The organism is Geodermatophilus sp. SYSU D00696, from assembly GCF_054050235.1.
On sequence record NZ_JBJGYY010000033.1, the window covers coordinates 15267 to 41062 of the forward strand.

Annotated in this window: 26 protein-coding genes; 14 read left to right on the forward strand and 12 right to left on the reverse strand. The window is 76.6% G+C overall.

The window, feature by feature from the left end:
• Positions 1-58: 58 nt before the first annotated feature.
• Both ACI79O_RS18580 and ACI79O_RS18585 read left to right on the forward strand, forming a co-directional pair.
• Complete coding sequence (locus ACI79O_RS18580; RefSeq protein WP_456874626.1) at positions 59-424, forward strand: BlaI/MecI/CopY family transcriptional regulator; 366 nt, start codon at positions 59-61, stop codon at positions 422-424.
• 1 nt (position 425) lies between these two features.
• A complete protein-coding gene (locus ACI79O_RS18585; RefSeq protein WP_456886952.1) occupies positions 426-1355 on the forward strand; it encodes a M56 family metallopeptidase in 930 nt (309 codons plus the stop codon).
• Between the two features lie 23 nt (positions 1356-1378).
• Here ACI79O_RS18585 and ACI79O_RS18590 read toward each other — a convergent pair whose 3' ends face one another.
• Positions 1379-2272: an oxidoreductase gene (locus ACI79O_RS18590; protein ID WP_456874628.1), complete on the reverse strand. Its 894-nt coding sequence runs from the start codon at positions 2270-2272 to the stop codon at positions 1379-1381.
• A 64-nt stretch (positions 2273-2336) separates the two neighbouring features.
• Between ACI79O_RS18590 and ACI79O_RS18595 the strand changes: the two genes are divergently transcribed.
• Positions 2337-2918, forward strand: a complete 582-nt coding sequence (locus tag ACI79O_RS18595; protein WP_456874629.1) for a TetR/AcrR family transcriptional regulator — start codon at positions 2337-2339, stop codon at positions 2916-2918.
• A gap of 36 nt (positions 2919-2954) precedes the next feature.
• On the opposite strand, the gene ACI79O_RS18600 is transcribed toward ACI79O_RS18595, so the two are convergent.
• Together ACI79O_RS18600 and ACI79O_RS18605 are read right to left on the reverse strand one after the other, a co-directional pair.
• Complete coding sequence (locus ACI79O_RS18600) at positions 2955-3422, reverse strand: MerR family transcriptional regulator (RefSeq protein WP_456886950.1); 468 nt, start codon at positions 3420-3422, stop codon at positions 2955-2957.
• A 103-nt stretch (positions 3423-3525) separates the two neighbouring features.
• Complete coding sequence (locus ACI79O_RS18605; RefSeq protein ID WP_456886948.1) at positions 3526-4011, reverse strand: Hsp20/alpha crystallin family protein; 486 nt, start codon at positions 4009-4011, stop codon at positions 3526-3528.
• A gap of 255 nt (positions 4012-4266) precedes the next feature.
• On the opposite strand from ACI79O_RS18605, the gene gdhA reads away from it, so the two are divergent.
• The 5 genes from gdhA to ACI79O_RS18630 are packed head-to-tail and all read left to right on the forward strand — an operon-like array spanning position 4267 to position 8427.
• The gene (gene gdhA, locus ACI79O_RS18610; protein WP_456886946.1) at positions 4267-5616 is read left to right on the forward strand and encodes an NADP-specific glutamate dehydrogenase; all 1350 of its coding nucleotides are present in this window, start codon (positions 4267-4269) and stop codon (positions 5614-5616) included.
• 57 nt (positions 5617-5673) lie between these two features.
• Positions 5674-6153 (forward strand): STAS domain-containing protein, encoded by a 480-nt coding sequence (locus ACI79O_RS18615; RefSeq protein ID WP_456914874.1) that lies wholly within the window; start codon positions 5674-5676, stop codon positions 6151-6153.
• A gap of 51 nt (positions 6154-6204) precedes the next feature.
• Positions 6205-7485: a YibE/F family protein gene (locus tag ACI79O_RS18620; protein ID WP_456886942.1), complete on the forward strand. Its 1281-nt coding sequence runs from the start codon at positions 6205-6207 to the stop codon at positions 7483-7485.
• Positions 7482-8099 carry a class I SAM-dependent methyltransferase gene (locus ACI79O_RS18625; RefSeq protein ID WP_456886940.1) on the forward strand — a complete coding sequence of 206 codons (618 nt, stop codon included), beginning with the start codon at positions 7482-7484 and terminating at the stop codon, positions 8097-8099. Before ACI79O_RS18620 ends, ACI79O_RS18625 begins: the two co-directional genes overlap by 4 nt.
• Positions 8089-8427: a TraR/DksA family transcriptional regulator gene (locus tag ACI79O_RS18630; protein ID WP_456874636.1), complete on the forward strand. Its 339-nt coding sequence runs from the start codon at positions 8089-8091 to the stop codon at positions 8425-8427. Before ACI79O_RS18625 ends, ACI79O_RS18630 begins: the two co-directional genes overlap by 11 nt.
• 59 nt (positions 8428-8486) lie before the next feature.
• Here the strand turns inward: ACI79O_RS18630 and ACI79O_RS18635 are convergent, their stop codons facing one another.
• From ACI79O_RS18635 to ACI79O_RS18655, 5 genes are read right to left on the reverse strand one after another with little or no spacing between them, the layout of a single operon-like run.
• Entirely contained in the window at positions 8487-9422 is a 936-nt protein-coding gene (locus tag ACI79O_RS18635; protein WP_456914875.1) for a glycosyltransferase family 2 protein, read from the reverse strand.
• Complete coding sequence (locus ACI79O_RS18640) at positions 9419-10306, reverse strand: glycosyltransferase (RefSeq protein ID WP_456914876.1); 888 nt, start codon at positions 10304-10306, stop codon at positions 9419-9421. Before ACI79O_RS18640 ends, ACI79O_RS18635 begins: the two co-directional genes overlap by 4 nt.
• The gene (locus ACI79O_RS18645) at positions 10303-11340 is read right to left on the reverse strand and encodes a prenyltransferase (protein WP_456914877.1); all 1038 of its coding nucleotides are present in this window, start codon (positions 11338-11340) and stop codon (positions 10303-10305) included. Before ACI79O_RS18645 ends, ACI79O_RS18640 begins: the two co-directional genes overlap by 4 nt.
• A gap of 37 nt (positions 11341-11377) precedes the next feature.
• Positions 11378-12163: a class I SAM-dependent methyltransferase gene (locus ACI79O_RS18650; protein WP_456914878.1), complete on the reverse strand. Its 786-nt coding sequence runs from the start codon at positions 12161-12163 to the stop codon at positions 11378-11380.
• On the reverse strand, positions 12157-13410 hold the full coding sequence (locus ACI79O_RS18655; RefSeq protein WP_456914880.1) for a glycosyltransferase family 4 protein: 1254 nt from the start codon (positions 13408-13410) through the stop codon (positions 12157-12159). Before ACI79O_RS18655 ends, ACI79O_RS18650 begins: the two co-directional genes overlap by 7 nt.
• 52 nt (positions 13411-13462) lie before the next feature.
• On the opposite strand from ACI79O_RS18655, the gene ACI79O_RS18660 reads away from it, so the two are divergent.
• From ACI79O_RS18660 to ACI79O_RS18675, 4 genes are all read left to right on the forward strand, one after another.
• Positions 13463-13756 (forward strand): Dabb family protein, encoded by a 294-nt coding sequence (locus tag ACI79O_RS18660; protein ID WP_456914881.1) that lies wholly within the window; start codon positions 13463-13465, stop codon positions 13754-13756.
• Positions 13757-13810: 54 nt separating this feature from the next.
• Positions 13811-14545, forward strand: a complete 735-nt coding sequence (locus ACI79O_RS18665) for a hypothetical protein (protein ID WP_456914882.1) — start codon at positions 13811-13813, stop codon at positions 14543-14545.
• 131 nt (positions 14546-14676) lie between these two features.
• Entirely contained in the window at positions 14677-15345 is a 669-nt protein-coding gene (locus tag ACI79O_RS18670) for a DUF6875 domain-containing protein (RefSeq protein ID WP_456914883.1), read from the forward strand.
• A 117-nt stretch (positions 15346-15462) separates the two neighbouring features.
• Entirely contained in the window at positions 15463-16548 is a 1086-nt protein-coding gene (locus ACI79O_RS18675; RefSeq protein ID WP_456914884.1) for a DUF4192 domain-containing protein, read from the forward strand.
• A gap of 10 nt (positions 16549-16558) precedes the next feature.
• Here the strand turns inward: ACI79O_RS18675 and ACI79O_RS18680 are convergent, their stop codons facing one another.
• Both ACI79O_RS18680 and ACI79O_RS18685 read right to left on the reverse strand, forming a co-directional pair.
• Complete coding sequence (locus ACI79O_RS18680) at positions 16559-18643, reverse strand: S9 family peptidase (RefSeq protein ID WP_456914885.1); 2085 nt, start codon at positions 18641-18643, stop codon at positions 16559-16561.
• Positions 18644-18781: 138 nt separating this feature from the next.
• Positions 18782-19489 carry a metal-dependent transcriptional regulator gene (locus ACI79O_RS18685; protein WP_456886917.1) on the reverse strand — a complete coding sequence of 236 codons (708 nt, stop codon included), beginning with the start codon at positions 19487-19489 and terminating at the stop codon, positions 18782-18784.
• Between the two features lie 210 nt (positions 19490-19699).
• Here ACI79O_RS18685 and ACI79O_RS18690 point away from each other — a divergent pair, with 210 nt between their 5' ends.
• Both ACI79O_RS18690 and ACI79O_RS18695 read left to right on the forward strand, forming a co-directional pair.
• A complete protein-coding gene (locus ACI79O_RS18690) occupies positions 19700-20881 on the forward strand; it encodes an acetoin utilization protein AcuC (RefSeq protein ID WP_456914886.1) in 1182 nt (393 codons plus the stop codon).
• Positions 20874-23603, forward strand: a complete 2730-nt coding sequence (locus ACI79O_RS18695) for a bifunctional acetate--CoA ligase family protein/GNAT family N-acetyltransferase (RefSeq protein ID WP_456914887.1) — start codon at positions 20874-20876, stop codon at positions 23601-23603. Before ACI79O_RS18690 ends, ACI79O_RS18695 begins: the two co-directional genes overlap by 8 nt.
• A 20-nt stretch (positions 23604-23623) precedes the next feature.
• On the opposite strand, the gene ACI79O_RS18700 is transcribed toward ACI79O_RS18695, so the two are convergent.
• The gene (locus ACI79O_RS18700; protein WP_456914888.1) at positions 23624-25183 is read right to left on the reverse strand and encodes an alpha/beta fold hydrolase; all 1560 of its coding nucleotides are present in this window, start codon (positions 25181-25183) and stop codon (positions 23624-23626) included.
• A gap of 52 nt (positions 25184-25235) precedes the next feature.
• Positions 25236-25787 (reverse strand): TIGR03086 family metal-binding protein, encoded by a 552-nt coding sequence (locus ACI79O_RS18705; protein ID WP_456886910.1) that lies wholly within the window; start codon positions 25785-25787, stop codon positions 25236-25238.
• Positions 25788-25796: the final 9 nt, after the last annotated feature.

A 25796-nucleotide genomic window follows, 5' to 3' on the forward strand; every position in this document is an offset into this window, starting at 1 on the left:
CGTGCGGGGGGTGGCGCGAGCGTTCTACGCTGGGTAGAACCGATCGACAGGAGGAGCCGTGGCGTCGCTGGGGGACCTGGAGCGGACCGTCATGGACGTGCTGTGGGCGGCCGAGGGACCGGTCGCCGCGGCCGAGCTGCGCGACGCGCTGGCCGACCGCGAGCTGGCGCTGACCACCGTGCACACCGTCCTGTCCCGCCTGGAGGGCAAGGGCTTCGTCGAGCACGACGACGCCCGGCCGCGCCGCTTCCGGCCGACCGCCACCCGCGAGCAGCACGCCGCCGAGCTGATGCACGAGGTGCTCGGCCGGTCCGGTGACCGGCAGGCGGTGCTGGCCCGGTTCGTCGGCGGCGTCGACCCGGAGGAGGCGCGGCTGCTCCGCCGGCTGCTGGACGGGAGCGCGCCGGACGCCGGCACCCGCTGACGTGCTGCCCGCGACCGCCGCGGCGCTCGCGGTCCTCGCCGCGGCGCTCGCCTGGCCGGTCCCGGCACTGCTCGGCCGCGCCCGCTGGCCCCGCCGCGACCCGCTCGTGGCCCTGGTGTGCTGGCAGGCGATCGGGCTGGCCGGCGGTCTGTCGATCATCGGCGCGCTGCTGGTGCACGGCCTGGCGCCCTGGGGTCACTCGCTGCCCGAGGCCGGTGCGGCGGTGCTCACCGGCGACCCCGCGCGTGACCCCGTCCGCGGCGACCACTGGGTCACCCTGACGCTGGCCGCCGTCCTCGCGCTGGAGCTGCTGGGCGTGCTCGCGCTGTCCTGGGTCCGCACCACCCGCACCCGCCGCCGCCACCGGGAGCTGCTCGAGCTCGTCGTCCGGCCCGCGGCCGCCGCGCCCGACGCCCGGCTGCTCGAGCACCCCGCGCCGGTGGCCTTCTGCATCCCGGGCGCCCGCCCGCTGCTGGTGCTCTCCTCGGGCATGGTCGCCGAGCTCGACGACGACCAGCTCGCCGCCGTCGTCGCCCACGAGCGCGCGCACCTCGCCGAGCGCCACCACCTCTACCTGCTGCCGTTCGTGGCGTGGGAGGCGGCGCTGCCGGTGCTCCCCGCGGCGGCGCGGGCGCACGCCGCCGTCCGGGAGCTGGTGGAGATGCGCGCCGACGACCGCGCGCTGGCCTCGCTGCGCGGGACGGACCCGCGGCGGACGCTGGCGCAGGCGATCGTCGTCGCGGCCGGGGGAGCGGGTGGCGGGGTCCCCAGTGGCGCGCTGTCGGTGGCCGGCAGCGCGGTGGCCGCTCGGGTGGTGCGGCTGCTGGCGCCGCCCGAGCCCCTGCCTCCCGCGGGCCGAGCCGCGGCGCTGCTGGGCGCCGGACTGCTGCTGCTCGTCCCGACCGCCCTGCTGCTCCTCCCCGCCCTCTAGTTCGTGCACTTCCGCGGACGTGCTCAGACGCCGGCGGGGAGGGTGGCCGGGAAGTCGACGCCGGTCAGCTCCGCGGAGGCCGCCCACAGCCGGGCCGCGAGGTCGAGGTCACTGGCCGCGCGGGTGCGCCCGACCAGGGTCGGCTCGCCGCGCATCTCGAAGGCGCCGTCGGGGCCGGCGTAGCTGCCGCCCGGCAGGTCGGCGGTGGCCACGAACAGCGTGGGCAGGGCGCCCTGCTCGGCGGACTGGGCGACCAGCCGGTTGCCCAGCGCCATCGCCGCGTGCTTGACCCGGTTCTCCGTCCGGCCCTGCAGCGCGGTCGCCGACCACCCCGGGTGCGCCGCCACGGAGCGCACCGGCGAGCCGGTCGCGGTCAGCCGGCGCTGCAGCTCGAGCGTGAACAGCAGGTTGGCCAGCTTGGACTGGCCGTAGGCGCGCTCGGGGGAGTAGCGCCGCCGCTCCCAGTTCAGGTCGGCGAGGTCGATCGAGCCCATGCGGTGCGCCCCCGAGGAGACCGTGACCACCCGGTCGGTGACGTGCGGCAGCAGCAGGTTGGTCAGCGCGAAGTGCCCCAGGTGGTTGGTGCCGAACTGCAGCTCGAAGCCGTCGGCGGTCCGCGCCTCGGGGACCATCATGATCCCGGCGTTGTTGACGAGGACGTCGAGCGGACCGCGCCACGCGGCGGCGAAGTCGCGCACCGACGCGAGGTCGGCCAGGTCCAGCCGGCGCACCTCGACGTCGCCGGGCAGGCCCGCGGCGGCGGCCTCGCCACGGGCGGTGTCGCGGACGGCGAGCACGACGCGGGCGCCGGCGGCGGCCAGGGCCCGGGCGGTGGCCAGGCCCAGCCCGCTGGTGGCGCCGGTGACGACGGCGGTGCGGCCGGCCTGGGACGGGACGGTGAACGAGGACTTCGTCATGCCGAGTGAATGTAGTCGCCGTCAACAATGTAGTCAACGTCTACTCGGACTACGCTCCTCCGACGTGCGCGCACCCGAGCAGCCCTACCACCACGGCGACCTGCGGGCCGCCCTGCTGGAGCGGGCGGCGCACCAGCTGCGCACCGGTACGGTCGCCGACCTGTCCCTGCGGGCGCTGGCCCGCGACCTCGGCGTCAGCCACGCCGCCCCCAACCGGCACTTCCCCGACCGTCAGGCCTTCCTGACCGCGCTGGCCCGCTCGGGCTGGCAGCGGCTCGATGCCGCCCTGGCCGCCGCCGACCCCGGCGCCGAGGCCGGGCTGCGGCCCCGGCTGCTCGCCCTCGGCCGCGCCTACGTGCACTTCGCCACCGGGGAGCCGGCCCTCCTCGAGCTCATGTTCGCCGGCAAGGCCGCCGGCGAGTCGCACGACGGCCCAGGGCTGTCCGGGCCGGACGCGCTGATCGCCGACGCGCAGGCCCGTGGCGAGGTGTGCGCCGGCGACCCCGGAGCCCTCGCGACGGCGCTGTGGGCCGCGCTGCACGGGGTCGCCGCGCTCTCGGTCAGCGGCGTGCTCCGCGGCGCCGACGTCGACGCGCTGCTCGTGCAGACCGTCGACGCGCTCCTCGACGGCCTGCGGCCGCGCTGACCGGTCGCACGCACCGGCGGGCGCCGGGCCGGTGTGTCAGGTGCCGTCCGGCTCCCCGGCTCCGGCGCGGGGTGAGCGCAGCCGGTCGACGGCGTCGCGGAGCCGGTCGTTGTCGGCCTGTGCGTCGGCCAGTTCGTCCTGCAGGCCGACGATGACCTCGGCCGAGGCCAGCGGGTGGCCCTCGTCGAGCAGGCCCCGCAGCCGGGCGGCGAGCAGGAGCTGGTGGCGCGAGTAGCGCCGGTGGCCGCCGGGCGAGCGGTGCGGGTGCAGCACGCCGGAGCCGTCGAGGCTGCGCAGGAAGGCCGCCTGCACGCCGAGCAGCGCCGCGGCCTGGCTCATGGTCAGCGCGGGGTAGTCGGGATCGTCGAGCCGCCGGACGGCGTCGGCAGCGGCGCCGTCGGGCGGGGCGCTGTCGCGGATGGTGTCGTCGGGTGCGGCGCGGTCGGGTGCGGCGTCCCCGGCCGGGCCGCCGTCGCCGGCGGCGTGCCTGGCCTCGCTGCTCACGGGGACTCCTCGTCGGACGGGGACCCGGGGACCGCCCGGGAACGGCGCGGGGCCGGGCCGTCGCGGCCCGGCCCCGCGTTCGGGTCACCGATCGGTGCGCCGGTCAGCTCTCGACGGCGCGCTGCTCGTTGTCGTGCTCGATGGTGCGCCCTTCGACGGGGGTCGGCGCGTCGGCACGGGTGACGGTGATCTTGCGGGACCGCGCCTTCTCGGCCACCGGGATGCTCACGGTCAGGACGCCGTCGTGGTAGCTGGCCTCCAGCCGGTCGGTGTCGAGGCTGCGACCCAGGACCAGCTGCCGTGTGTAGGCGCCGTAGGGACGCTCGGCCACGGCCCACTCGGCGTTCTCCAGCTGCGGGACCGAGCGCTCGGCGCTGACGGTGAGCGTGGTGCCCTCGATGGACAGGTCGATCGAGCCGGGGTCGACGCCGGGCAGGTCGAAGTGGGCGACGAACTTGTCGCCGACCCGGTAGGCGTCCATCGGCATGCCCGACAGCGCGCGGGCGGTGCCGCCGCGGCCGGCGAGCTGGTCGAGCGCGCGGAAGGCGGCGGACGTGGCGGCGAACGGGTCGTAGGCGGTCAGCATCATGGCTGGTGCACCTCCTGGTGTGTCCGTGTGGTGTTCGCTGCCCGAGGCAGGACCTCTAGTGGCTACTGGAGATTACCTCGGTCGTGCACTCGTGTAAACGTCCATCTGCGGATGTTGTTCCCGGCCCCCCTCGACCAGGCCGGCGGCTCCGCACGTCTCGGGCGCCCTCCTCCCCCCGAGGGGGACGCCGGTACCCGGACGGCATCATGGGGTCGCGGATCCGGAACGGATCCGGTCGAGGAGTGGAGGACAGCCGTGGCCGACAGCCTCCCGCCGGTGGTCGAGCGCATCCACGAGGAGGTGCTGCGCCGCAACCCCGCGGAGCCGGAGTTCCACCAGGCGGTCCGCGAGGTCCTCGAGTCGCTGGCCGTGGTGCTCGGCCGGCACAGCGAGTACACCGAGATGAAGACCGTCGAGCGGATCTGCGAACCCGAGCGGCAGGTCATCTTCCGGGTGCCCTGGCAGGACGACGCCGGGGAGGTGCAGATCAACCGCGGCTTCCGCGTCGAGTTCAACTCCGCGCTCGGGCCCTACAAGGGCGGGCTGCGCTTCCACCCGTCGGTCAACCTCGGGATCGTCAAGTTCCTCGGCTTCGAGCAGGTGTTCAAGAACGCGCTCACCGGCATGCCCATCGGGGGCGGCAAGGGCGGCTCGGACTTCGACCCCAAGGGCCGCTCCGACGCCGAGGTCATGCGCTTCTGCCAGTCCTTCATGACCGAGCTGTACCGGCACCTCGGCGAGTACACCGACGTGCCCGCCGGTGACATCGGGGTGGGCACCCGCGAGATCGGATACCTGTTCGGCCAGTACAAGCGGATCACCAACCGCTACGAGTCCGGGGTCATCACCGGCAAGGGCCTGGGCTGGGGCGGAGCGCTGGTGCGCACGGAGGCCACCGGCTACGGGGCGGCCTTCTTCGCCGAGGCGATGATGGAGGCCGCCGGGGAGTCCTTCGACGGCCGGCGGGTCACCGTCAGCGGGTCGGGCAACGTCGCCGTCTACGGCATCGAGAAGGTGCACCAGCTCGGCGGCACGGTGGTCGCCTGTTCGGACTCCAGCGGCTACGTCGTCGACGAGAAGGGCATCGACCTCGAGGTCCTCAAGCAGGTCAAGGAGGTCGAGCGGGCCCGGATCGGCGCCTACGCCGAGCGCGTCCCGTCGGCGTCGTTCGTGGCCGGCGGCAGCATCTGGGACGTGCCCTGCGACGTCGCCATCCCCAGCGCGACGCAGAACGAGCTGGACGGGGACGCCGCGGCGGTCCTGGCCCGGGGCGGCTGCCGCTACGTCGTCGAGGGCGCCAACATGCCGGCCACCCCCGACGCGGTGCGGGTGTTCCGCGAGGCCGGGATCGGCTTCGCGCCGGGCAAGGCCGCCAACGCCGGGGGCGTGGCCACCTCCGCGCTGGAGATGCAGCAGAACGCCTCGCGCGACCGCTGGACCTTCGAGCACACCGAGGCCCGGCTGGAGGAGATCATGCGCGGCATCCACGAGCGGTGCGCCGCCACCGCCGAGGAGTACGGCTCCCCGGGCGACCTCGTCCTCGGCGCGAACGTCGCCGGCTTCCTGCAGGTCGCCGAGGCCGTCCACGCGCACGGGCTGGTCTGAGGCGCTCCTGGCGGCCGCCCGGGCATGGGATCCGCGGGCAGCGGGAAGTGCGCGTACATGGACGACTCCGTACCGCCGGACGAGGGCGCCGCGGCCGACCACGGCCCCGAGGCAGAGGGCCGGCACGACGGCGAGGCCCCCGACGTCACCGTCGAGCTCGACGGTGACGTCAGCCGGGTGACCGTCACCGGCGACCTGACCGAGGCCGCCCGCCGTCCCCTGGTCCGCGCGGTCACCGACCAGCTCCTCTCGGTGCCCACGCTCTCGCGGCTGGAGCTGCAGCTGGCCGGGGTGACGTTCATGAACTCGGCCGGGATGGCGGTGCTGGTGCAGCTGCAGCGCATGACGCAGCCGCGGGCGGTCACCGTCGCGCTGGTCTCGCCGCCGATCGCGGTCGTCCGGCCGCTGCAGCTGACCGGCCTCTGGCGGCGCTTCGAGGTGGTCGACCCCGAGGCGGGGCCGGCCGACGGCGGCGGCTCGCCGCCCTCCGGCGCCCAGACCCGGCGGCCCGACGGGCCGGACGGGCGCAGCGCCTGAGCCCCCGGTGTCGGGCGGGGCCCGGAGGGGCGCGGCTCCTAGCCTGACCGGGTGCCGCCCTCTTCCTCCTCCCACGGCCACTCCCACGGTGCGGACCCCGACGCGCCGCCGCCGAGCGCCGAGACGCTGACCCGCCGGCGCCGGGCGGTGTGGCTGATGCTGCTGCTGCTCGTCCCCGCCGGGCTGGCCACCGTCGTCGGCCTGGTCGTGCTCTGGCCCGACGACGAGCCGACCCGTGCCCAGCAGGTCGCCGAGACCTTCCTGCCCCCGGGCACCACCTATCCCGACGGGCGGGTCGTGTCGCTGCAGACGTTCCCCTGCGGCGAGGCCGGCACCTCGCAGGCCACCTGCGCGACCGCCGTCGTCGAGGTGCTCGAGGGGTCCGGCGCCGGGGAGTTCCAGCAGGTCGACCTGCAGGCCGACGTCGTCGCCAACGGGGTCGGGGAGGGCGACACCATCGTGCTCACCCGCGACCCCGGCGCCGAGGGCGGCACCAGCTACCAGTTCTCCGACGTCGAGCGGAGCACGCCGATGCTCGCGCTGGCGATCGCGTTCGCGCTGGTCACCGTCGCGGTCGCCCGGCTGCGCGGGCTGGCCGCGCTGGTGGGACTCGCGTTCGCGTTCTTCGTCCTGCTGCAGTTCGTGCTGCCCGCGCTGCTGGCGGGCTCCTCGCCGACGCTGGTCAGCCTCGTCGGCTCGGCCGCGATCATGTTCGTCGTCCTCTACCTCGCCCACGGCTTCTCCGCCCGGACGACGACGGCGCTCGTGGGCACGCTGTTCGGCCTGGCGCTGGTCACCGGGCTCGGCGCGGCGTCGGTCGCCGCGGCGCGGCTGACCGGCCTGACCAGCGAGGAGACCACCCAGCTGCTGACGTACGACCCGACGCTCGACTTCTCCGGGCTGGTCATCGCCGGCGTCGTCGTCGCGGGGCTCGGCGTGCTCAACGACGTCACGATCACCCAGGCCTCGGCGCTGTGGCAGCTGCACGAGGTGGACCCCGCGATGGGCTGGCGGGCGCTCTACCGCCGCGGCATGGCGGTGGGCCGCGACCACATCGCCTCGACGGTGTACACGATCGTGTTCGCCTACGCCGGGGCCGCGCTGCCGCTGCTGCTGCTGTTCGAGATCTACGCCCAGCCGGCCGGGGTCGTGCTGACCAGCTCGGCGCTGGCCGAGGAGGTCATCCGGACGCTGGTGGGCGCCATCGCGCTGGTGCTGGCGGTCCCGGTGACGACGGCGGCCGGCGCGTTCTTCGCCACCGCGGCCGGGACGGCGGCGGGCGCGGCCCCGGAGCAGCGGATGTCGGCCCTGCGTGCGAGGTTCGCCCGATGAGCGATCTCCTGGCCGCCGCGGAGGCGGCCCCCGGTTTCATGCCCGCCGACGAGGGGCGCGCCCTGTACGAGGCCGCCCGCGCCGTCGCCGTCCCCGGGCCGTTGCTCGAGATCGGCTCCTGGATGGGGAAGTCCGCGCTCTACCTCGCCGCCGCCGCGCGGGAGACCGGCCGGCAGGTGGTCACCGTCGACCACCACCGCGGCTCCGAGGAGCACCAGCCCGGCTGGGAGTACCACGACCCGTCGCTGGTCGACCCCGCCGTCGGGCTGGTGGACACGCTGCCGCGGTTCCGCCGCACGATCGCCGACGCCGGTGCCGAGGACGTCGTCGTCGCCGTCGTCGCGCGGTCGGAGGTGCTGGCGCCGCTGTGGTCGACCCCGCCGGCGCTGCTGTTCCTCGACGGCAGCCACACCGAGGAGTCCGCCCGCCGCGACCAGGACGCCTGGGTGGCCAAGCTCGCCGTCGGCGGGACGCTGGCCATCCACGACGTCTTCCCCGACCCGGCTGATGGCGGGCAGGCCCCGTTCGGCGTCTACACCCGGGTGCTGGCCACCGGCGACTTCACCGAGCTGCCCGGCACCGGCTCGCTGCGGCTGCTGCGCCGTGAGCGCTGACCCGCTGGGGGCGGAGCGGGCGGCCGCCCAGGCGCAGATCGAGGCGCTGACCCGCCAGTTCGACGAGATCGTCGCCGCCTCGCAGGCGTCCAACGCCGACGACGAGCACGACCCGGAGGGCGCCACGATCGCGTTCGAGCGGCAGCAGGTGGCGGCGCTGCTCGAGCAGGCGCGCCGCCGCCTGGCCGACGTCGACGCCGCGGTCACCGCCGTGGAGGCCGGCACCTACGGCCGCTGCGAGTCCTGCGGCCGGCCGATCGCCCCCGAGCGCCTGGAAGCCCGTCCCACCGCCCGCACCTGCATCGACTGCGCGACTCGCCGGGCATAGGAAGCTCTCCGCACGTCTGGAGCCCGTAGACGTGCGGAGAGCTTCCTATGCCTCGCCGGTCAGCTGACGTACTTCCGCGCCGTGCTGCGCCGCTGGAGGGCGTCGAGCGCGGCGAAGCGCGCCTCGGCGTGCGGGGGCAGCACCCGGCGCTCGCGCACCACCCACGGGACGCCGCGCACCGCGGCCAGCAGCCCCTGCACGGTCACCCGGTCGCGGGGCAGCGTGGCCAGCAGGTGCAGCGTGCGGCGCAGCGCCGGCCGCAGCGGGCGCCGCAGCCACGTCGTCCACAGCGTGTTGCGGATGCCGTCGCGGCGGCGGCGGTGGGAGTCGCGGGCCCGCGAGGCCTGGTGGTGCACGGTCAGCGCGGGCAGGTAGCACAGCTCCCAGCCGGCGGCGGCGAGGTCGCCGGCCATGAGCTCCTCCTCCCCGCCCAGCCACAGCCGCTCGCAGAAGCCGCCGACCTCCAGGAACGCCTCCCGGCGCACCACGCTGGCGCCGGCGAGGAACGAGCCCAGCGCCGGCCCGGGCAGCCAGTCGGCGCCTGGGACGGGGGAGTCGCGCAGCTCCGGCACGATCGGGTCCTCGCGGCCGCCGGGCTCGACGAGGATCCGCCCGGTCACCACGGCCAGCCGTGAATGGGCGTCGAGCACGTCGGCGGCGGTCCGCAGCGACCCGGGGTCCCACCACGTGTCGTCGTCGCAGAAGGCGACGTAGGGCGTGGCGAGCCGGGCGACGCCCACGTTGCGGCCGACCGCGCCCAGGTTGTCCGGGCTGGCCACCAGATCGACGGCCGGGAACCGCTCGCGGACGGCGTCGGCGGTGCCGTCGGCCGAGCCGTTGTCGACCACCACCACGTGCGGCCGCTCGGGCAGCGCCACCAGCCGCGCGAGCGCGCTCAGCACCTCGTCGCGCCGCTGGTGGGTGATCACGACGACGGCGACCCGCGGGTCGGCTCCGGTGCCGGTGGTCTCCGCGCGGGCCTGCGTGGCCGTCACGCGGCGTCCCCGGCGAGCAGCCGCAGGTCGGCCAGCACGTGCGCCGGCACCCGGCGACGGCGGCGCAGCGCGGCCGGCAGGTCCGGCACCGCCCGCCGAAGACCGCGCCGCTCCGGGGCGCCGGCCCGCAGCGCGGCTCCCACGGTGCGCGCCACGTCGCGCCACGGCAGCCGCATCACCGCCGTGAGCGCCTTCGACCGCCAGATCGCCGCCCGCCGCTGCGCGGGGTCGTGCCGGCGGGTCGAGGGGTGGTGGTGCACCGTCACCGCCTCGACGTAGGCGATGTCCCAGCCGGCCGCGGCGAGGTCGAGCGCGAGCCGCTCCTCCTCGCCGGGGAAGCGCACCACCGGGTCGAAGCCGCCGGCGGCGAGGAAGGCCTCGGTGCGCACCATCGCCGCGCACCCCATGAAGCCGAGCAGCCGCGGGCCGGGCAGGTGCGGGGGCGTGCCCAGCGGGCTGGCCGCGAGCTCGGGGCACAGCGGGTCCAGCCGCTCCTCCGGGCCGACCAGGACGCGCGCGTTCAGCACCGCCAGCCGCGGGTGGGCGCGCATGACCGTCGCGGCACGGGCGAGGTCGCCCGGCGCCCACCAGGAGTCGTCGTCGGCGAAGGCCACGAACTCCGTGCCGGCGTGCCCGGCGCCGATGGTGCGCGCCCGGGCACCGACGTTCTCGGCCAGCGGCAGCACGGTCACCTCGGGCAGGGCCGCCCGCACGGCGTCCACCGTCCCGTCGGTGGAGCCGTTGTCGACCAGCACCACCGGGGCCTCGTGCCGGGGGAGGGTCGCCAGCAGGTCGTCACGGCGGTCGCGGCTCATCACGACGACGGTGACGCCCTCGGCGGTGGGGGACGGGGGCGTGTGGGGGTGCTCGGTCGTGCTGGTCACGGTTGTCGACTGCCCGGCAGCGGCGCCGCCGAACCGGGCGCGTCCTCGGTGCCCGGCGCCGGCAGCGCCGACGGGTCCGCGAACAGCCCCGACGCCGGGGTCGCCCCGGTCAGCGCGTCGGCGGCGAGCACCACTGCCGCCGCCGTCCAGGTGGTGCGCTCGACCGGCCAGCGGGCGTCGTCGGCGTAGACCAGCCCCGTCCAGTACGAGCCGTCGTCGTGGCGCAGGTGCTGCATGGCCGCCACCTGCTCGTGCGCGGCCTCGGGCTGGCCGGCGACGACCAGCGCCAGCGCCAGCTCGCAGGTCTCCGCGCCGGTCACCCAGGGGCGGTCGGCGACGCAGCGGGCACCGAGGCCCGGGACGACGAAGCGGTCCCAGTCGGCGGCCAGCCGGGCGCGCGCGGCGTCGCCGGTGACCGCGCCGGCCAGCACCGGGTAGTACCAGTCCATCGAGTACCGCGACCGGTCGGCGAACGCGCCGGGGTCGGTGCGCAGCGCCGTCCCGAGGCCGGTGACGGCCAGCTCCCAGTCCGGCTGGGGGTCCCCGACCAGCCCGGCCAGCGCGATGCCGCAGCGCAGCGACTGGAACAGGCTGGCGTTGCCGGTCAGCAGCGCGGTGTCGTCGGGGCTGCCGTCGGGCCGCAGCGCCCAGCCCACCGCGCCGCTGTCGAGCTGCATGCGCACCACGAGGTCCAGGCCGCGGCGCACGACCGGCCACAGCTCACCGGCCAGCGCCTGGTCGCCGCTGGCCAGCCAGGAGTGCCAGGCGCCCACGGCCAGGTAGCCGGCGTGGTTGCTCTCCACGGCGGGGGAGGTCTCCGCGCCGCCGCGGTACTCCGCGGCCCAGGAGCCGTCGGGGCGCTGCCGGCCGGCCAGCCAGCGGTAGGCGGCCGCGGCGCGGCCGTGCTCGCCGCCCACCTCCAGCGCCATCGCCGCCTCGACGGAGTCCCACGGGTCCAGCTGCCCCCCGCGGAACCACGGCAGCGCGCCGTCGGCCCCCTGCTCCGCCGCGATCGCCGCCACCGTGCGGCGCACGGCGGCGGCGTCGAGGACACCGGGGAGCTCGGGGAGGTCAGTGCGTCGCAGCGGTCCGCTCCCGCTCCCCGGCGGCGGTGACCATGCGGCGACCGGCCCGGCCCGCGCCACCGGCGCCGGGCTTGTCCGCGTAGACCACCAGGCTCTTGCCGATCAGCGGGTCGAGCAGCCGCTCGGCGGTGCGGGTCAGCCACGGCCGCTTCGTCAGGTCCCAGACCAGCAGCCGGTGGTAGGCGCGCACGACGGCGGTGTCGCGCTCCACGCCGACGGCGCACTTGAGCCACCAGTACGGCGCGTGCAGCGCGTGGGCGTGGTGGCGCCGGCCCGGCACCAGCCCGGCGACCCGCAGCCGCGCGCGCAGCGCGTCGCCGCGGTAGATGCGCACGTGACCGCCCTCGTTGGCGTGGTAGGCGTCCGACAGCGCCCAGCACACCCGCTCGGGGCCGTACCGCGGCACGGTCACCACCGCCCGCCCACCCGGCTTGAGCACCCGGACGATCTCGGCCATCGCCCTGGCGTCGTCGGGGACGTGCTCGAGCACCTCCGAGGCGATGACCCGGTCGACGCTCGCGTCGGGGAAGGGCAGGTGCAGCAGGTCGCCGCGCACCACCTCGTAGCGGGCGCCCTCCGGTGCCTCGCCGGCCTCCGCGATCGCCTCCAGCCAGCGCTTCGTCGTCTCCACCTCGGACCCGCCCCGGTCGACGGCGACCACGTGGGCGCCGCGGCGGTAGGCCTCGAAGGCGTGCCGGCCCTCGCCGCAGCCGAGGTCGAGGACGGTGGCTCCGGGCCGCAGGTCGAGCAGGTCGTAGTCGACGGTCAGCACGGGCGGCCCTTCTCCTCCAGCACGCGGGCGTACCAGTCGGCGGTCCGCTCGGCGGTCGCCCGCCAGGTGTAGGCGGCCAGCACCCGGCGGCGTCCGGCGCGGCCCAGCTGCTCCTGCAGCGCGGGGTTCTCCAGCACCATCCGCAGCGCCGCGGTGAGCTCGTCGACGTCGCCGGCCCGCACCCGCAGCCCGGCCTGGGTGCCCACGACCTCGGGCAGCGCGCCGGCGTCGGTGGTCACCAGCGGGGTGCCGCACGCCATGGCCTCCACGGCCGGCAGTGAGAAGCCCTCGTACAGCGAGGGGATCGCGGCCACCGTCGCCGACTGCAGCAGCCGGACCAGGTCGGCCTCGGGCAGCGGGCCGGTGAACCGGACGGCGCCGCGCAGGCCCAGGCGGTCCAGCGCCGACTCGGCGGGGCCGCCGGGCCGGGCGGTGCCGACGACGGTCAGCCGCACCGCACGCTCGGTGCGCAGCTTGGCCAGTGCCTCGAGCAGGTGCACCAGGCCCTTGAGCGGGACGTCGGCGCTGGTGGTGACCACGATCGAGTCGACCTCGCGCGGGCGGCCGGCCGGCGGCGGGGTGAAGACGCCGGGGTCGATGCCCACGGGGATGACCTCGACGCCGGCCGCGGGCACGTGCAGGTGGGTCTCGATGTCGCGGCGGGAGCTCTCCGACACCGTGGTGACCGCGTCCAGCCGCGGCGCGACCCGCGCCTGCATCGCGGTGAACCCGTACCAGCGGGTCAGCGTCAGCCGGCGGCGCAGCGTGGGCGCGGCGGCGAGCTCGAGCTGCCGGTCGATGGCCACCGGGTGGTGCACGGTGGCCACGGTCGGGACCCCGGCGCGGACCAGCCGCAGCAGCCCGTAGCCCAGGCTCTGGTTGTCGTGGACGACGTCGAACTCCGCGGCGCGGGGGAGCAGCAGGCGGGCCGCGCGGAGGGTGAACGTCAGCGGCTCGGGGAAGCCGGCGGTGCACATCGCGGCCCACTCGGCGACGTCGATCCAGTCGCGGAACTCCGAGGGCCGCGGGGTGCGGAACGGATCGGGCTCGCGGTAGAGGTCGAGGCTGGGCACCCGGGTCAGCGGGACGCCGTCGTCGAGCTCGGGATAGGGCTGGCCGCTGAGCACCTCGACGGAGTGGCCCAGAGCGGTCAGCTCCCGCGAGAGCGCCCGGACGTAGACGCCCTGCCCACCGCCGTGGGGCTTGCTGCGGTACGACAGCAGTGCGATCCGCAGCCGTCGTCCCATGCGCCGGACACTACCGACCCCCTCCGGTCCGCCCGGCTGACAGGGTGACCGGGTGATCCGACACGTCGTGCACTTCACCTGGTCCGACGCCGCCGACGAGGACCGCCGCGCCGAGACCGTCGCCGCGCTGCGCCGGCTGCCCGAGCAGGTCCCGGGCCCGGTGGCGTTCACCGTGGCCGCCGACGCCGGGCTGGTCGAGGGCAACGCGCACACGGTGCTGGTCGCCGACTTCCCCGACGTCGAGGCGTTCCGCCGCTACGCGACCGACCCGGTGCACCTGGCCGTGATCGCCGAGCACGTCCGCCCGTACCTGGCCGCCCGCAGCGCCGTCCAGTACGAGCTGTGACCCGCCCGGGGAACCGGCCTGCAGCGGCGTCCCCCCGCGGTTAGCGTCGCGATCGTGAGCCTCCGTCTGCGCGCCTCCGCCGGCCTGGCGGCCGCCGCCGTGCTCACCGGGTGCGCGGGCGGGGAGGTCGGGGGCACGGCCTCGCCCGCGTCGTCGACGGCGTCCTCGGCCCCGGCGTCCGGGTCCCCGGCGTCGGGCACCGACCTCGCGCCGGGCCTGCTGCCCGCGGACGCCTTCGGGCCGGGCGCGCAGGTGACCCCGCTGACCGAGGCGCAGCTCGCGCAGGGCGCGGCGGCCGCCGGCGGCGCGGCCGGGGACGTGCAGGTGACCCCGCCGGAGTGCGCACCGGCGGTGCAGGGCACCCAGCCGTCGTTCGACGAGTACGACGACGTCGCCGCGCAGGTCGCCGTCCTCGGGACGGTCACCACGGTGCAGGCCCTGGCCTCCGGCGGCCCGGCCGAGGACGCGCTCGCGGGCTTCGGCGAGCAGCTGGAGGGCTGCCGGTCGGTGCAGGTCACCTCCCCGCAGGTCGGCACGGTCACCATCGCCTTCGACGAGCTCACCGTGCCCGACCTGGGCGACGGCTCGGCCGGCGTCGTCTTCACCACCACCGCGACCGGGCCCGACGGGCAGCAGGTGACCGTGCCGGCGCTGGTCGGCGTCGTGCAGGACGGCGAGCGGGTGCTGGTCCTGCTCACCACCGACACCTCGGGCAGCCGGCCGGACCCGACGGCGTTCACCGGCCTGCTCGAGCAGGCCTACGACACCCAGGCCGCCGCGCTCGACTGAGGCCGGTGCGCGCGGGGCGGTGACGCCCGGGTGCTAACCAGGGCCGTTGACGGGGGCGACGGGCGGCCGGGGACGGGCAGGCTCGGGAGGACCGGCGACCGGCGCCGGCTCTCCGCCCCCGGGAGGCCCCGATGTCGACACCGACCGCTGACCTGTTCCTCCTCGAGGACCTCGAGAGCGAGGGGAGGACGAGTGGTCTGGCCGACCGTGACCGGGACGCGCTGCGCGCCGTCGCCGACTGGATCCGGAGCTTCGTCGTCCGGCCGCACGACGGGCTCGGCCGCCCGGGCCCCGTCTGCCCCTTCGTACCCACGTCCCTCGAACGGCAGCGGCTCTGGCTGGCTCCCGAGCAGGTCGGCGACGGTGGCGTGCCCCGCGTCGTCGAGCTGATGGAGGGCCACAGGCGCCGGCTGCTCGAGGCCGGGGCCGCGGACGGCGGCGACACCACCTACGACGTGACCGTCGTCGTCTTCCCGGACCTGCCGGCCGAGCGTGCGCAGGGCGTCTTCGACGACGTCCTGCAGCAGATCGCCGTGCCGTCCTACGTCGAGGACGGCATCGTGTTCGGGCCGTTCTACGACGGCAACCGGTCGACCGCGATCTACAACGGGGGGTTCCGGCCGTTCCAGTCCCCGGTGCCGTTCCTCTTCGTGCGGCACGGGGTGGTCAGCGACTGGAAGTTCTTCCTGGACCAGGAGGACTGGCTGGGCCACTGGGCGCGTCGCTTCGGCGAGGCGGCGGTGCACGAGCTCGCCGCAGAGCTCCGCCGCCTGCCGTGGAACGCCCGCCGCGACCGGTGACCTGCGCCGGCACGGCCGGCTGACACTCCGGGTCCCGGCCGTCCACAGGGGCCGGGCCGCTCCACAGCCGGGGGTGGCCCGGCCCGCCGGCCCCGTCGTCGACCCAGGGTCGGCGGCGTGGACGAACCCCCGATCCCCGTCATCCGGCTCTCCGACAGCGGCGAGGTCGCCGCGGCCCTGCCGCACCTGCTCGGCTTCCGGCCGGCCGAGTCGCTGGTGCTGGTCAGCCTGCGCGGGCCCGGCGGCAGCCGGGTCGGCCTGACCGTGCGCGCCGACCTCCCGCCGCCGGGTGCGGCCGCCGCGCTGGCCCGCACCCTCGCCGCCAAGGTCGTCACCGACGGTCCCGACGCCGTGCTGCTCGCAGTGGTCTCCGAGGCGCCCGACGTCGCGGCCCTGCCCGTGCTGCCGCCCGACGTCGGCGTCCCCGAGGTCTGGCCGGAGCTGCCGCACCGCGACACGGTGCACGAGCTGGTGCTGGCCCTCGACGCGCAGGACGTGCCGGTCCGCGAGGCGCTGCTGGTCCGCGGCGGACGCTGGTGGGACTACGACTGCCCCCATGCCTGCTGCGAACCGGGCGCCGGCACGCCCGTCCCCGGCGGCGCCAGCCCGCTGGCGGCCGCCGCGGTGGCCGGTGGCGCGGTCCTCGCGCCCGACCGCGGTGCGCTGGCCGCCCGCATCGCCCCGCCCGACGGCCCGGCCGCCGCGGCGATGGCCGAGGCGTGCCTGCAGGTGGGACGACGGCACGCCGTCCGCCTGCGCGCGGTGGGCGCCGCGGCGCTCGCCGCCGAGGGCGCCGCCCTGGTCGCCGACGCCGCGGCCGCCTGCCGGCCGGGCCCGGCCACCGCGGGCGCCCGGCTGCCCGACGTCCGGGTCGCCGAGGTGCTGTGGGCGCTGACGCTGCCCGACGTACGCGACGGGGCGCTGGGCCTGGCGCTGGGCGACGACGCCCCGGCCGCCGAGGTGCTGTGGACCGAGTGCACCCGCCGCGCGCCGGTGCCCCTGGACGGCGCGCCCGCGACGCTGCTGGCGGTCAGCGCCTGGCTGCGCGGGGACGGCGCCATGGCCAACGTCGCGCTCGACCGGGCGCTGGCCGCCGACCCCGCCGCGGTGCTGCCCCGGCTGCTGGCCGACGGGCTGGCCGCCTGCCTGCCGCCGGCGGAGCTGCGCGCCCTGATCGGCAGGACGCTCGTGCCCGGCAGGTGACGAGGACGCGCTAGACCAGGGCGGGCCGCTGCCACTCCTGGCCGAGGACGTGCTCGGCCAGGAAGGCGATCACCGTCTCGTACCAGACCGTCGCGTTGCCGGGGGTGAGCACCCAGTGGTTCTCGTCGGGGAAGTACAGGAACCGCGAGGGCACCCCCCGCTTCTGCAGGTCGTACCAGAGCCGCAGGCCCTCGCCGATCGGCACGCGGTAGTCCTTGTCGCCGTGGATGACCAGCACCGGCGTGCGGATGGCGTCGGCGAAGCGGTGCGGCGAGTTCTGCTCGTAGCGCTTGGGGGTCAGCAGCGGGTCGCCCCACTCCTTCTCCCAGTAGTAGGCCGCGTCCGTGGTGCCGACGAAGCTGTCGAGGTCCCACAGGCTGGCGTGGGTGACGATCGCCCGGAACCGGTCGGTCTGCGTGGCGACCCAGTTGGCCATGTAGCCGCCGAACGAGCCGCCCATCGCTGCGGTGCGCTCCGCGTCGAGGTCGGGCCGCTCCAGCGCGGCGTCGACGGCGGCCATCAGGTCGGTGTAGGGGGCCCCGCCCCACTCGCCCCAGCCGCGCCGCACGAAGTCCTGGCCGAAGCCCTGCGACAGCGCCGGGTTGGGCAGCAGCACGGCGTAGCCGCGGGCGGCCAGCACCCACGGGCACCAGCGCCACGACCAGGAGTTCCAGCTCATCAGCGGTCCTCCGTGGATCCACAGCAGCAGCGGCGCCGGGTCCTCCGGCGAGGCGCCCTCGGGCAGCACCAGCCAGGCCTGCACCTCGGCGCCGTCGGCGGCGGTGGCGCGGACCTCGGTGAGCGTGCCCGGCAGCGGCCCGACGGCGCCCGGCGCGGGCAGCGGGTCGGGGTGCTGGCCGGTCGCCCGCGGGTCCAGCCGGACCGGCGCCGGGGGCTGGTCGTAGGCCGACCGCAGCGCGTAGAGGGCGCTGCCGTCGCGGGCCACCTGCAGGTCGCTGTAGGCGCCGTCGGCGGTCAGCCGCACCGGCTCGCCGCCGGCCACCTCGACCCGGAACAGCGCGTGCCGGCCGTCGTCGTCGGCGAGGAAGTAGACGGCGGCGCCGTCGGCGGCGAACTGCGGGGCGCTCGGCCAGCGGTCGAAGTCCGGGGTCAGCTCGCGGGCCTCGGCCGAGGCGACGTCGACCAGCAGCAGCGTGAAGTCCGGCGGCTCGGCGTAGGTCGTCATCGTCTCGCGGACGCAGACCACCGAGCCGCCGTCGGGGGAGAAGGCGCCGGAGTGGACGTCGGCCAGCGGGTCGTCGACCAGCACCCGGCTCTCCCCGGTCGCGATCTCCACCAGCACCAGCCGGTCACGGCGGCCGGCCGGGCCGTCGGGCACCTGGTCCACCCGCAGCGCGAGACGACCGTCGGGGGAGAGGGCCACCGACTCACCGGCGCCCGTGGGCGGACCGGCTTCGGGGGTCAGGTCGCGGAGCTCGGGCGGCTCGGGCGCCTCACCGGCCGGCCCCTCCGCCGGCAGCGCGCCGGCGAAGAAGAGGTGCGGCACGGCCGGGCCGAGGTCGGCGTCCCAGTACCGCACCGGGTAGGCCTCGTGCAGGATCGCCGACACGCCGGCGTCACTGCGGGCCTTGCGGCGGGCCTCGTCGTCGTCCGCGGCGGCGGCGCCGGGGATCGTGGCGGCCACCACCGCGACGTCGCCGCTGTCGGCGGCGACCGCGAACCCGGCCACCCCGCCGGGCCGGGTGACCACCGCGCGGGCCTCACCGCCGCCGGGCGGCAGCGCCCACAGCGCGGGCTTCGGCTCCCCGGCGTCCTTGCCGGCTCCCGGGTCGGGACGGGCCGAGACGAACAGCAGGGTGCCGTCGGGGGCGAAGGAGGGCGCGGACTCGCCCGGGGCGCTGCGGGTCAGCCGCCGCGGCGGGCGCTGCCCCTCGGGGTCGACCTCCCACAGCGCCGACTGCCACTTCTTGCCCTCGGCGTCGAGCGTCTGCACCGCGACCACCAGCCGGGTGCCGTCGGCCGACAGCGCCAGGCCGCTCACCCGCGGGATCGCGACGAAGTCGGCCAGCCGCTCGAAGGGGGAGGCCGGGGCGGGGTCCGCGGGGCTGTCGGTCGGGTGGTCGGGCTGGCTCACCGGGGCTCCTCGCGGGTGGTCGCGGACGCTGGGTCGTGGCGCGGACGCCGCCACCGTAACGAGCGGCGCCCGGCACCCGCGGGGAGCGGGTGCCGGGCACCGGGACGTGCTGGAACGGCCCTGCCGCAGGGCCCCTCCTCACAGGTGGGCGGCGGCCTCCGCCGGGGTCAGGTCGTCGTCGAGCGCGGCGACGAACAGGTGCTGGGCCACACCGGCGGGCAGCGGGTGGTCGTCGACGGTGACGGTGCCGTTGGTCGACCGGGCGACGACCGTCGCGCCGGGCCGCACGCCGTGCTCGGAGAGCTCGCGCAGCAGCTCGCCGTTCTCCTGCAGCTGCTCGCTGATCCGCCGGATGGTCACCCGGCGGCCCTCGGCGGTGGCCGTGGTGGACAGCAGGGTCAACGAGTCGAGCACCGCCGAGGTCTCCCCGCCGAGCGCGTCGAGGCCGGGGATCGGGTTGCCGAAGGGAGAGACCGTCGGGTTGCCGAGCAGGGTCAGCAGCTTGCGCTCCACCGCCTCGCTCATCACGTGCTCCCAGCGGCAGGCCTCCTCGTGGACGTCGGCGTAGTCCAGGCCGATGACGTCGACGAGCAGGCACTCGGCGAGCCGGTGCTTGCGCATGACCGCGGTGGCCAGCGCCCGCCCGGACTCCGACAGCTGCAGGTGCCGGTCGCCCTCGACGGTCAGCAGCCCGTCGCGCTCCATGCGGGCGACGGTCTGGCTGACCGTGGGGCCGCTCTGGTGCAGCCGCTCGGCGATGCGGGCCCGGAGCGGGACGATGCCCTCCTCCTCCAGCTCGAAGATCGTGCGGAGGTACATCTCCGTGGTGTCGATGAGGTCGTTCACTGGCACTCCTCCGTGTCGTTCCCGATCCTACGGCCCGCGAGCCACCGGCCCCGGCGCTCCGCCGGACGCGCGAGCCGCCCCGGCGTGCGCCCCGCGGCGGCCGGCCGCGGGGAGGGCGGCGGCCGCGCACCGGCGGTAGCGTCCGGGCGAGGGCCGACCCCGGGACGACGACGCCCCGGCCGGAGGGGCCCGACGGCGGAGGAGGGCACCGTGAGCGACTCGGTGGCCGTCGTCTGGGACGACGCGCTGCTCGGCTACACGCTGGGTGGTGACCACCCGCTGCACCCGGTGCGGCTGGACCTCACCATGCGCCTGGCCGACGGCCTCGGCGTGCTGGCCCCGGACCGGGTGCAGGTCGTCCGGCCCACCCCGGCCGGCACGGACCTGCTCACCCTCGTGCACGACGAGACCTACCTGGAGGCGGTGCGGCGCGCCCCCACCGACCCCGACGAGCGCTACGGCCTGGGCACCTCCGACAACCCGGTCTTCGAGGGCATGTACGAGGCCGCGGCGCTCATCACCGGCGGCAGCGTGCAGGCCGCGGAGCTCGTGCACTCCGGCCGCGCCCAGCACGCGGTGAACATCTCCGGCGGGCTGCACCACGCCATGCGCGACCGGGCGTCGGGCTTCTGCGTCTTCAACGACGCCGCGATCGCCATCGCCTGGCTGCTGGGCCAGGGCGTCGAGCGGATCGCCTACGTCGACCTCGACGTCCACCACGGCGACGGCGTGCAGGCCGCCTTCTACGACGACCCACGGGTGCTCACGGTGAGCATCCACCAGACGCCGCTGACCCTCTTCCCCGGCACCGGGTACCCCGAGGAGTGCGGCGACCCGGAGAAGGCGCACGGCAGCGCCGTGAACATCGCGCTGCCCAACGGCACCGACGACCCCGGCTGGCTGCGCGCCTTCCACGCCGTCGTCCCGGGCGTGCTGCGGGCCTTCGCGCCGCAGGTGCTGGTCACCCAGTGCGGCTGCGACGCCCACCACGAGGACCCGCTCGCCGACCTCGCGCTCACCATCGACGGCCAGCGGGCCAGCTACCGCGCGGTGCACGAGCTGGCGCACGAGCTCTGCGACGGCCGCTGGATCGCCCTCGGCGGGGGCGGCTACGGGCTGGTCCGCTGCGTGCCGCGGGCCTGGACCCACCTGCTGGCCGAGGCGGCGGGGGCGCAGCTGGACCCCGCGACGGAGATCCCGCAGTCCTGGCGCGACGACGTCGTCGCCCGCGGGCTGCGCGCCCGGCCGCCGACGCACATGACCGAGGGCGGCTACACCGGCTTCGCCGCGTGGGACCCGTTCACCGAGTCCCGCGTCGACCGCGCCGTCGCGCGGACCCGGCGGGCGGTCTACCCGCTGTTCGGCCTCGACCCGGACGACCCCCGTGACTGACCAGCGCACCGCGCCGGAACAGTCACCCGCGGAGCAGCCGTCCGCGGAGGAGGCGCCCCGGCCGCCGGCGCACTGGGAGGCCGACATCATCGCCGCCGACGGCGGCACGGTGCACCTGCGCCCGATCTGCCCCGAGGACGCCGACGGGCTGGTCGGGCTGATGGACCGCAGCTCCGACCAGACCCGCTACTACCGGTTCTTCGGGCCGATGAAGCGGCTCAGCGACCGGGACCTGCACCACTTCACCCACGTCGACCACCGCGACCGGGTGGCGTTCGTCGTCCTGCTCGGCGACCAGCTCATCGCGGTCGGCCGCTACGACCGCCTCCCGGGCACCGACGACGCCGAGATCGCCTTCCTCGTCGAGGACGCCCACCAGGGCCGCGGCCTCGGGTCGGTGCTGCTCGAGCACCTGGCCGCCGCCGCCCGCGAGCGGGGCATCACCCGCTTCGTCGCCGAGGTGCTGACCCAGAACGCACGGATGGTCCGCGTCTTCCTCGACGCCGGCTACCAGGCCAAGCGCACCTACGACGAGGGCGTCGTCCACCTGACCTTCCCCATCGCGCCCACCGAGACCTCGCTGGCGGTGCTCTACGAGCGCGAGCAGCGCAGCGAGTCCCGGTCGATCGCGCGGCTGCTGACGCCGTCGTCGGTCGCGGTCGTGGGCGCCAGCAACGACGAGGGCAAGATCGGCAACCTCGTCCTGCGCAACCTGCTCGACCACTCCTTCGAGGGGCCGGTGTACCCGGTCAACCCCGGCGCCCGGCATGTCCGCGGCGTCCCCGCCTACGCCTCCATCGAGGACATCCCGGGCGACGTCGACCTCGCCGTCGTCACCGTCCCGTCCGACGAGGTCGCCGGGGTGGTCGAGGCCTGCCGGCGCAAGCGGGTCCGCGGGCTGGTGGTCATCTCCGGCGGCTTCGGCGAGACCGGGCCGGAGGGGCGGGAGGCCGAGCGGCGGCTGGTCGCCTCGGCGCGGGCCTCGGGCATGCGGGTGGTCGGCCCCAACTGCCTGGGCATCGTCAACACCGACCCGGCCATCCGGCTCGACGCCAGCCTCGCCCCCCGGGTGCCCGGCCGCGGCCGGGTCGGCTTCTTCGCCCAGTCCGGCGCCCTGGGCGTCGCCCTGCTCGAACGCGCCCGCCGGGCCGGCATCGGCCTGTCCAGCTTCGTCTCCGCGGGCAACCGCGCCGACGTCAGCGGCAACGACCTGCTGCAGTACTGGGCCACCGACCCCGGCACCGAGGTCGTGCTGCTGCACCTGGAGAGCTTCGGCAACCCGCGCAAGTTCGCCCGGCTGGCCCGCACCGTCGGCCGCACCAAGCCGGTGGTGGCGGTCAAGAGCGGCCGGCACGGCGGGCTGACCCCGGGGCTGGCCGGCACGTCGGTGGCGGTGCCCGAGCAGTCGGTGGCGGCGCTGTTCGCCTCGGCCGGGGTGATCCGGGTGGACACCGTCGCGCAGCTGTTCGAGGTGGGCATGCTGCTCGCCCACCAGCCGCTGCCCGCCGGCGACCGGGTCGCCGTCGTGGGCAACTCCACCGCCCTCGGGGTGCTCGTCGCCGACTCCGTCCTCGACCAGGGGCTGTCGCTGGCGCACGAGACGCCGGCCGACATCGGCACCGGCGGCAGCCCGGAGGCCTTCCGCGCGGCGCTGCAGCAGGCGGTCGACGACGACGGCGTCGACGCGGTCGTCGCGGTGTTCCTCCCGCCGCTGGTGCACACCCCGCCCGACGAGTACGGCCGGGCGCTGGTCGAGGTGTCGCGGTCCTCGGCCAAGCCGGTCGTGGCCACGTTCCTCTCCGCCGAGGGCATCCCGCGCGAGCTCACCGTGCCCGACGAGACCGGCATGCCCGCCCGCGGCTCGGTGCCGTCGTACTCGACCCCGGAGCGGGCGGTCATCGCGCTGGCCCGCGTCGCCGAGTACGCCCGCTGGCGACGCCGGCCGGTGGGCACCGTGCCCGAGCTGCCCGGCGTCGACGCCGGGCGCGCGCGGTCGCTGCTCCGCGGCGTCCTGGCCGGGTCGCCGGAGGGCCGCCCGCTCACCGACGACGAGGTGATCGCGCTGCTGGCCGCCTACGGGGTGCCGCTGCTCGGCACGCGGACGGCGACCACCGCCGAGGAGGCCGTCGCCGCGGCCGACACCGTCGGCTACCCGGTGGTGCTCAAGTCCACCGCGCCCTGGCTGCGCCACCGCACCGACCTCGGCGGGGTCCGCCTCGACCTCCCCGACGCCGACGCCGTCCGCGCCGCCTTCGAGGCCATCCCGGCCGGCGACCCGGTGATCGTGCAGGAGATGGCCGCGCCGGGCGTGGCGACGGTGGTGGAGGTCGTCGACGACCCGTCGTTCGGCGCCCTGGTCAGCTTCGGCCTCGGCGGGGTGGCCACCGAGCTGCTCGGCGACCGCGCCTACCGCACCCTGCCGCTGACCGACCTCGACGCCGCCGAGCTGGTGCGCGAGCCGCGGGCGTGGCCGCTGCTCGACGGCTGGCGCGGCGCCGAGCGGGTCGACGTCGCGGCGCTGGAGGACCTGCTGCTGCGGGTGGCCCGGCTCGCCGACGACCTGCCCGAGGTGCTCGGGCTGACGCTGTCCCCGGTGATCGTCGGCCCGGAGAAGCCGTGGCACGGCGGGCGGTCGCTGGTGGTGGCCGGTGGCACCGTGCGGGTCGGCCTGCCCACGGCGCGCGTCGAGCCCGGTCCGCGCCGGATGCGCGAGGTCCCCTGAGCCACCCGGGACCGACCCGCTCACTCCGCGAGGAAGTCCTCCACCTCCCGGAGGAACACCGGCCAGGCCGGCTCGTCGGCGAGCAGGACGTGGTTCCAGCTGTCGAGCGCGACGAACCGGCTGCCCGGGATCACCGACGCGGTCAGCCGGCCCTGCGCGAACGGCGGCCGGCCGTCGTGGCGCGCGTGCAGCACCAGCGTCGGCGCCCGGACCTCGGCCGCGGTCGCCACCACGTCGATGCCCGCGGCGACCTCGAGGACGTGGGCGGCGTTCTCCGGTGACGTGGTGGTGCGCTGCAGGTCGTTGAAGGCGTCCCACAGCCGGCGGGACGCCCGGGGCATGAACCGCGAGGTGAACACCTGCCGGAACGCCGGGTCGTCGCGGCCCCAGCCCAACCGCACCAGCTCGACCTCGAGCAGGTGCTCGCGGCGCTCCTCCTCGGTCCTGGCCCGGATCAGCCGGCCCTGCAGGTAGCCGCCGTAGAGGACCAGCCGGCTCACCCGGTCCGGGTGCCGGGCGGCGTAGGTGATCGCGACCGCGGCGCCCTGGGAGATGCCGAGCAGCGGGAACCGGTCGAGCCCGGCCGCGTCCACCACGGTCTCCAGGTCGGTCACCCAGCTCTCGAAGGTCGGCTCCGGGACCTCCCAGTCCGACAGCCCGCACCCGCGCTCGTCGTAGCGGACGAGCCGGTGCCGCCGGGACAGCGCCAGCAGCCAGTGCCGCCACACCGGGCTGTGCCAGTCGTGGTCGACGTGGGTCATCCAGTGGGCGGCCTTGACCAGCGGCGGCCCGGTCCCGGAGCACGCGTAGGCCAGGCGCACGCCGTCCGGGCTGCGGCAGAACCGGATCTCCTGGGACAGCCGGCCCTCGTCCGCGGCGCTCAGCCGCCCGCGGGCGCGCAGCGCGGCGGCCAGCTCGGCGCCCAGCCGGGTCGCCTCCGGGCCGGGACCGGTGCCCAGCTCGCGCCGCAGCGTCCGGTCGAGGTCCTCGTAGCGGGCCAGCGCGCCGGGCAGGTCGCCGCCGGCGGCCAGCTCGCGGGCCAGCGCGACGGCGGCCGCCTCGTCGAGCGGGTCGAGCGCCACCAGGTCGGCCCACCGGCGGGCCTGCCGCAGCAGCTGCCGGCGCAGGCCGCCGAGGCGTTCGCGCGGTCCGGCAGCCCACCCGGTGTAGACCTCACCCGGGAGGGGCTCGGCGGGGAACCGCCGCAGCACGTCGGCCGCCGCCTCGGGCGAGCCCTCCCGCAGCGCCTCGGCGGCGGCGGACTCGAACTCCTCCACGTCCACCGCGACCGGCGTCCCGGGCACCAGGGCGACCGTGCCGTCGCGCAGCACCACCGCCTCCGGCGAGCCCAGGGCCCGGCGGGCGTAGTGCGCGGCCTTGTGCAGCCGCGGCGCCGCGTCGGCGAGGTCGAGGTCCGGCCACATCAGGTCCATCACCTGCTCGCGGTGCGCCTGCCGGCCGGGGCGCAGCGCCAGGAGCTTCACCAGCCCGGCGGCGTCCCGGCGGGTCCACGCGTCCTCCGGCACCCGGCGGCCGTCCACCTCGACGGTGAACGGCCCGAGCAGCCGGACGGTGAGCACCGGCCCATGGTCGACCCGCGGACCGCCCCGCGACCAGGTACCGACGCCCGCGTCAGGGCCGGCGGCCGGTGAAGGCCAGCAGCTTCGCCTGGTCGTCGGCGTCGTCGGGGACCGGCACGCGCGCGCCGTAGTGGCCGCTGCCGCGCATCGCGGCGTCCCACGGCTCGATGCCGGCCAGGAACCCCGAGACCTCCGCGGCGTCCAGCGTCTCGTCCTGGCCGGTGGCGCGGGCGAGGTCCCAGGCGTGCACCAGGAGGTCCATGAGCCCGGTCATGGCGACCAGCTCCTCGAGGGTCATCCCGCCCGCGCGGGTGGCCGTGGGGAGCCGGGCCGTGGCGGGGTCGGCCAGCAGCGCCGAGATCGCCGCGTCGGCGGCGCGCCAGGCACCGGCCGGGTCGTCGTCGACCGGGGGCATGTCCGGCAGCGGCCGGCCGACGGCGCCCAGGTAGAGCGACGGCATCCACTCCACGAGGTGCCGGACGACGTCGCGGGCGACCCAGCCCTCGCACGGCGCGGGGTCGTCCCAGCGGTCCGGGGGGACGCCGTCGACCCGCCGCCCGAACTCGTCCGCGAGCTTCCGCCACCGCTGCGCCGTCGTCGCCACGACCCGCCT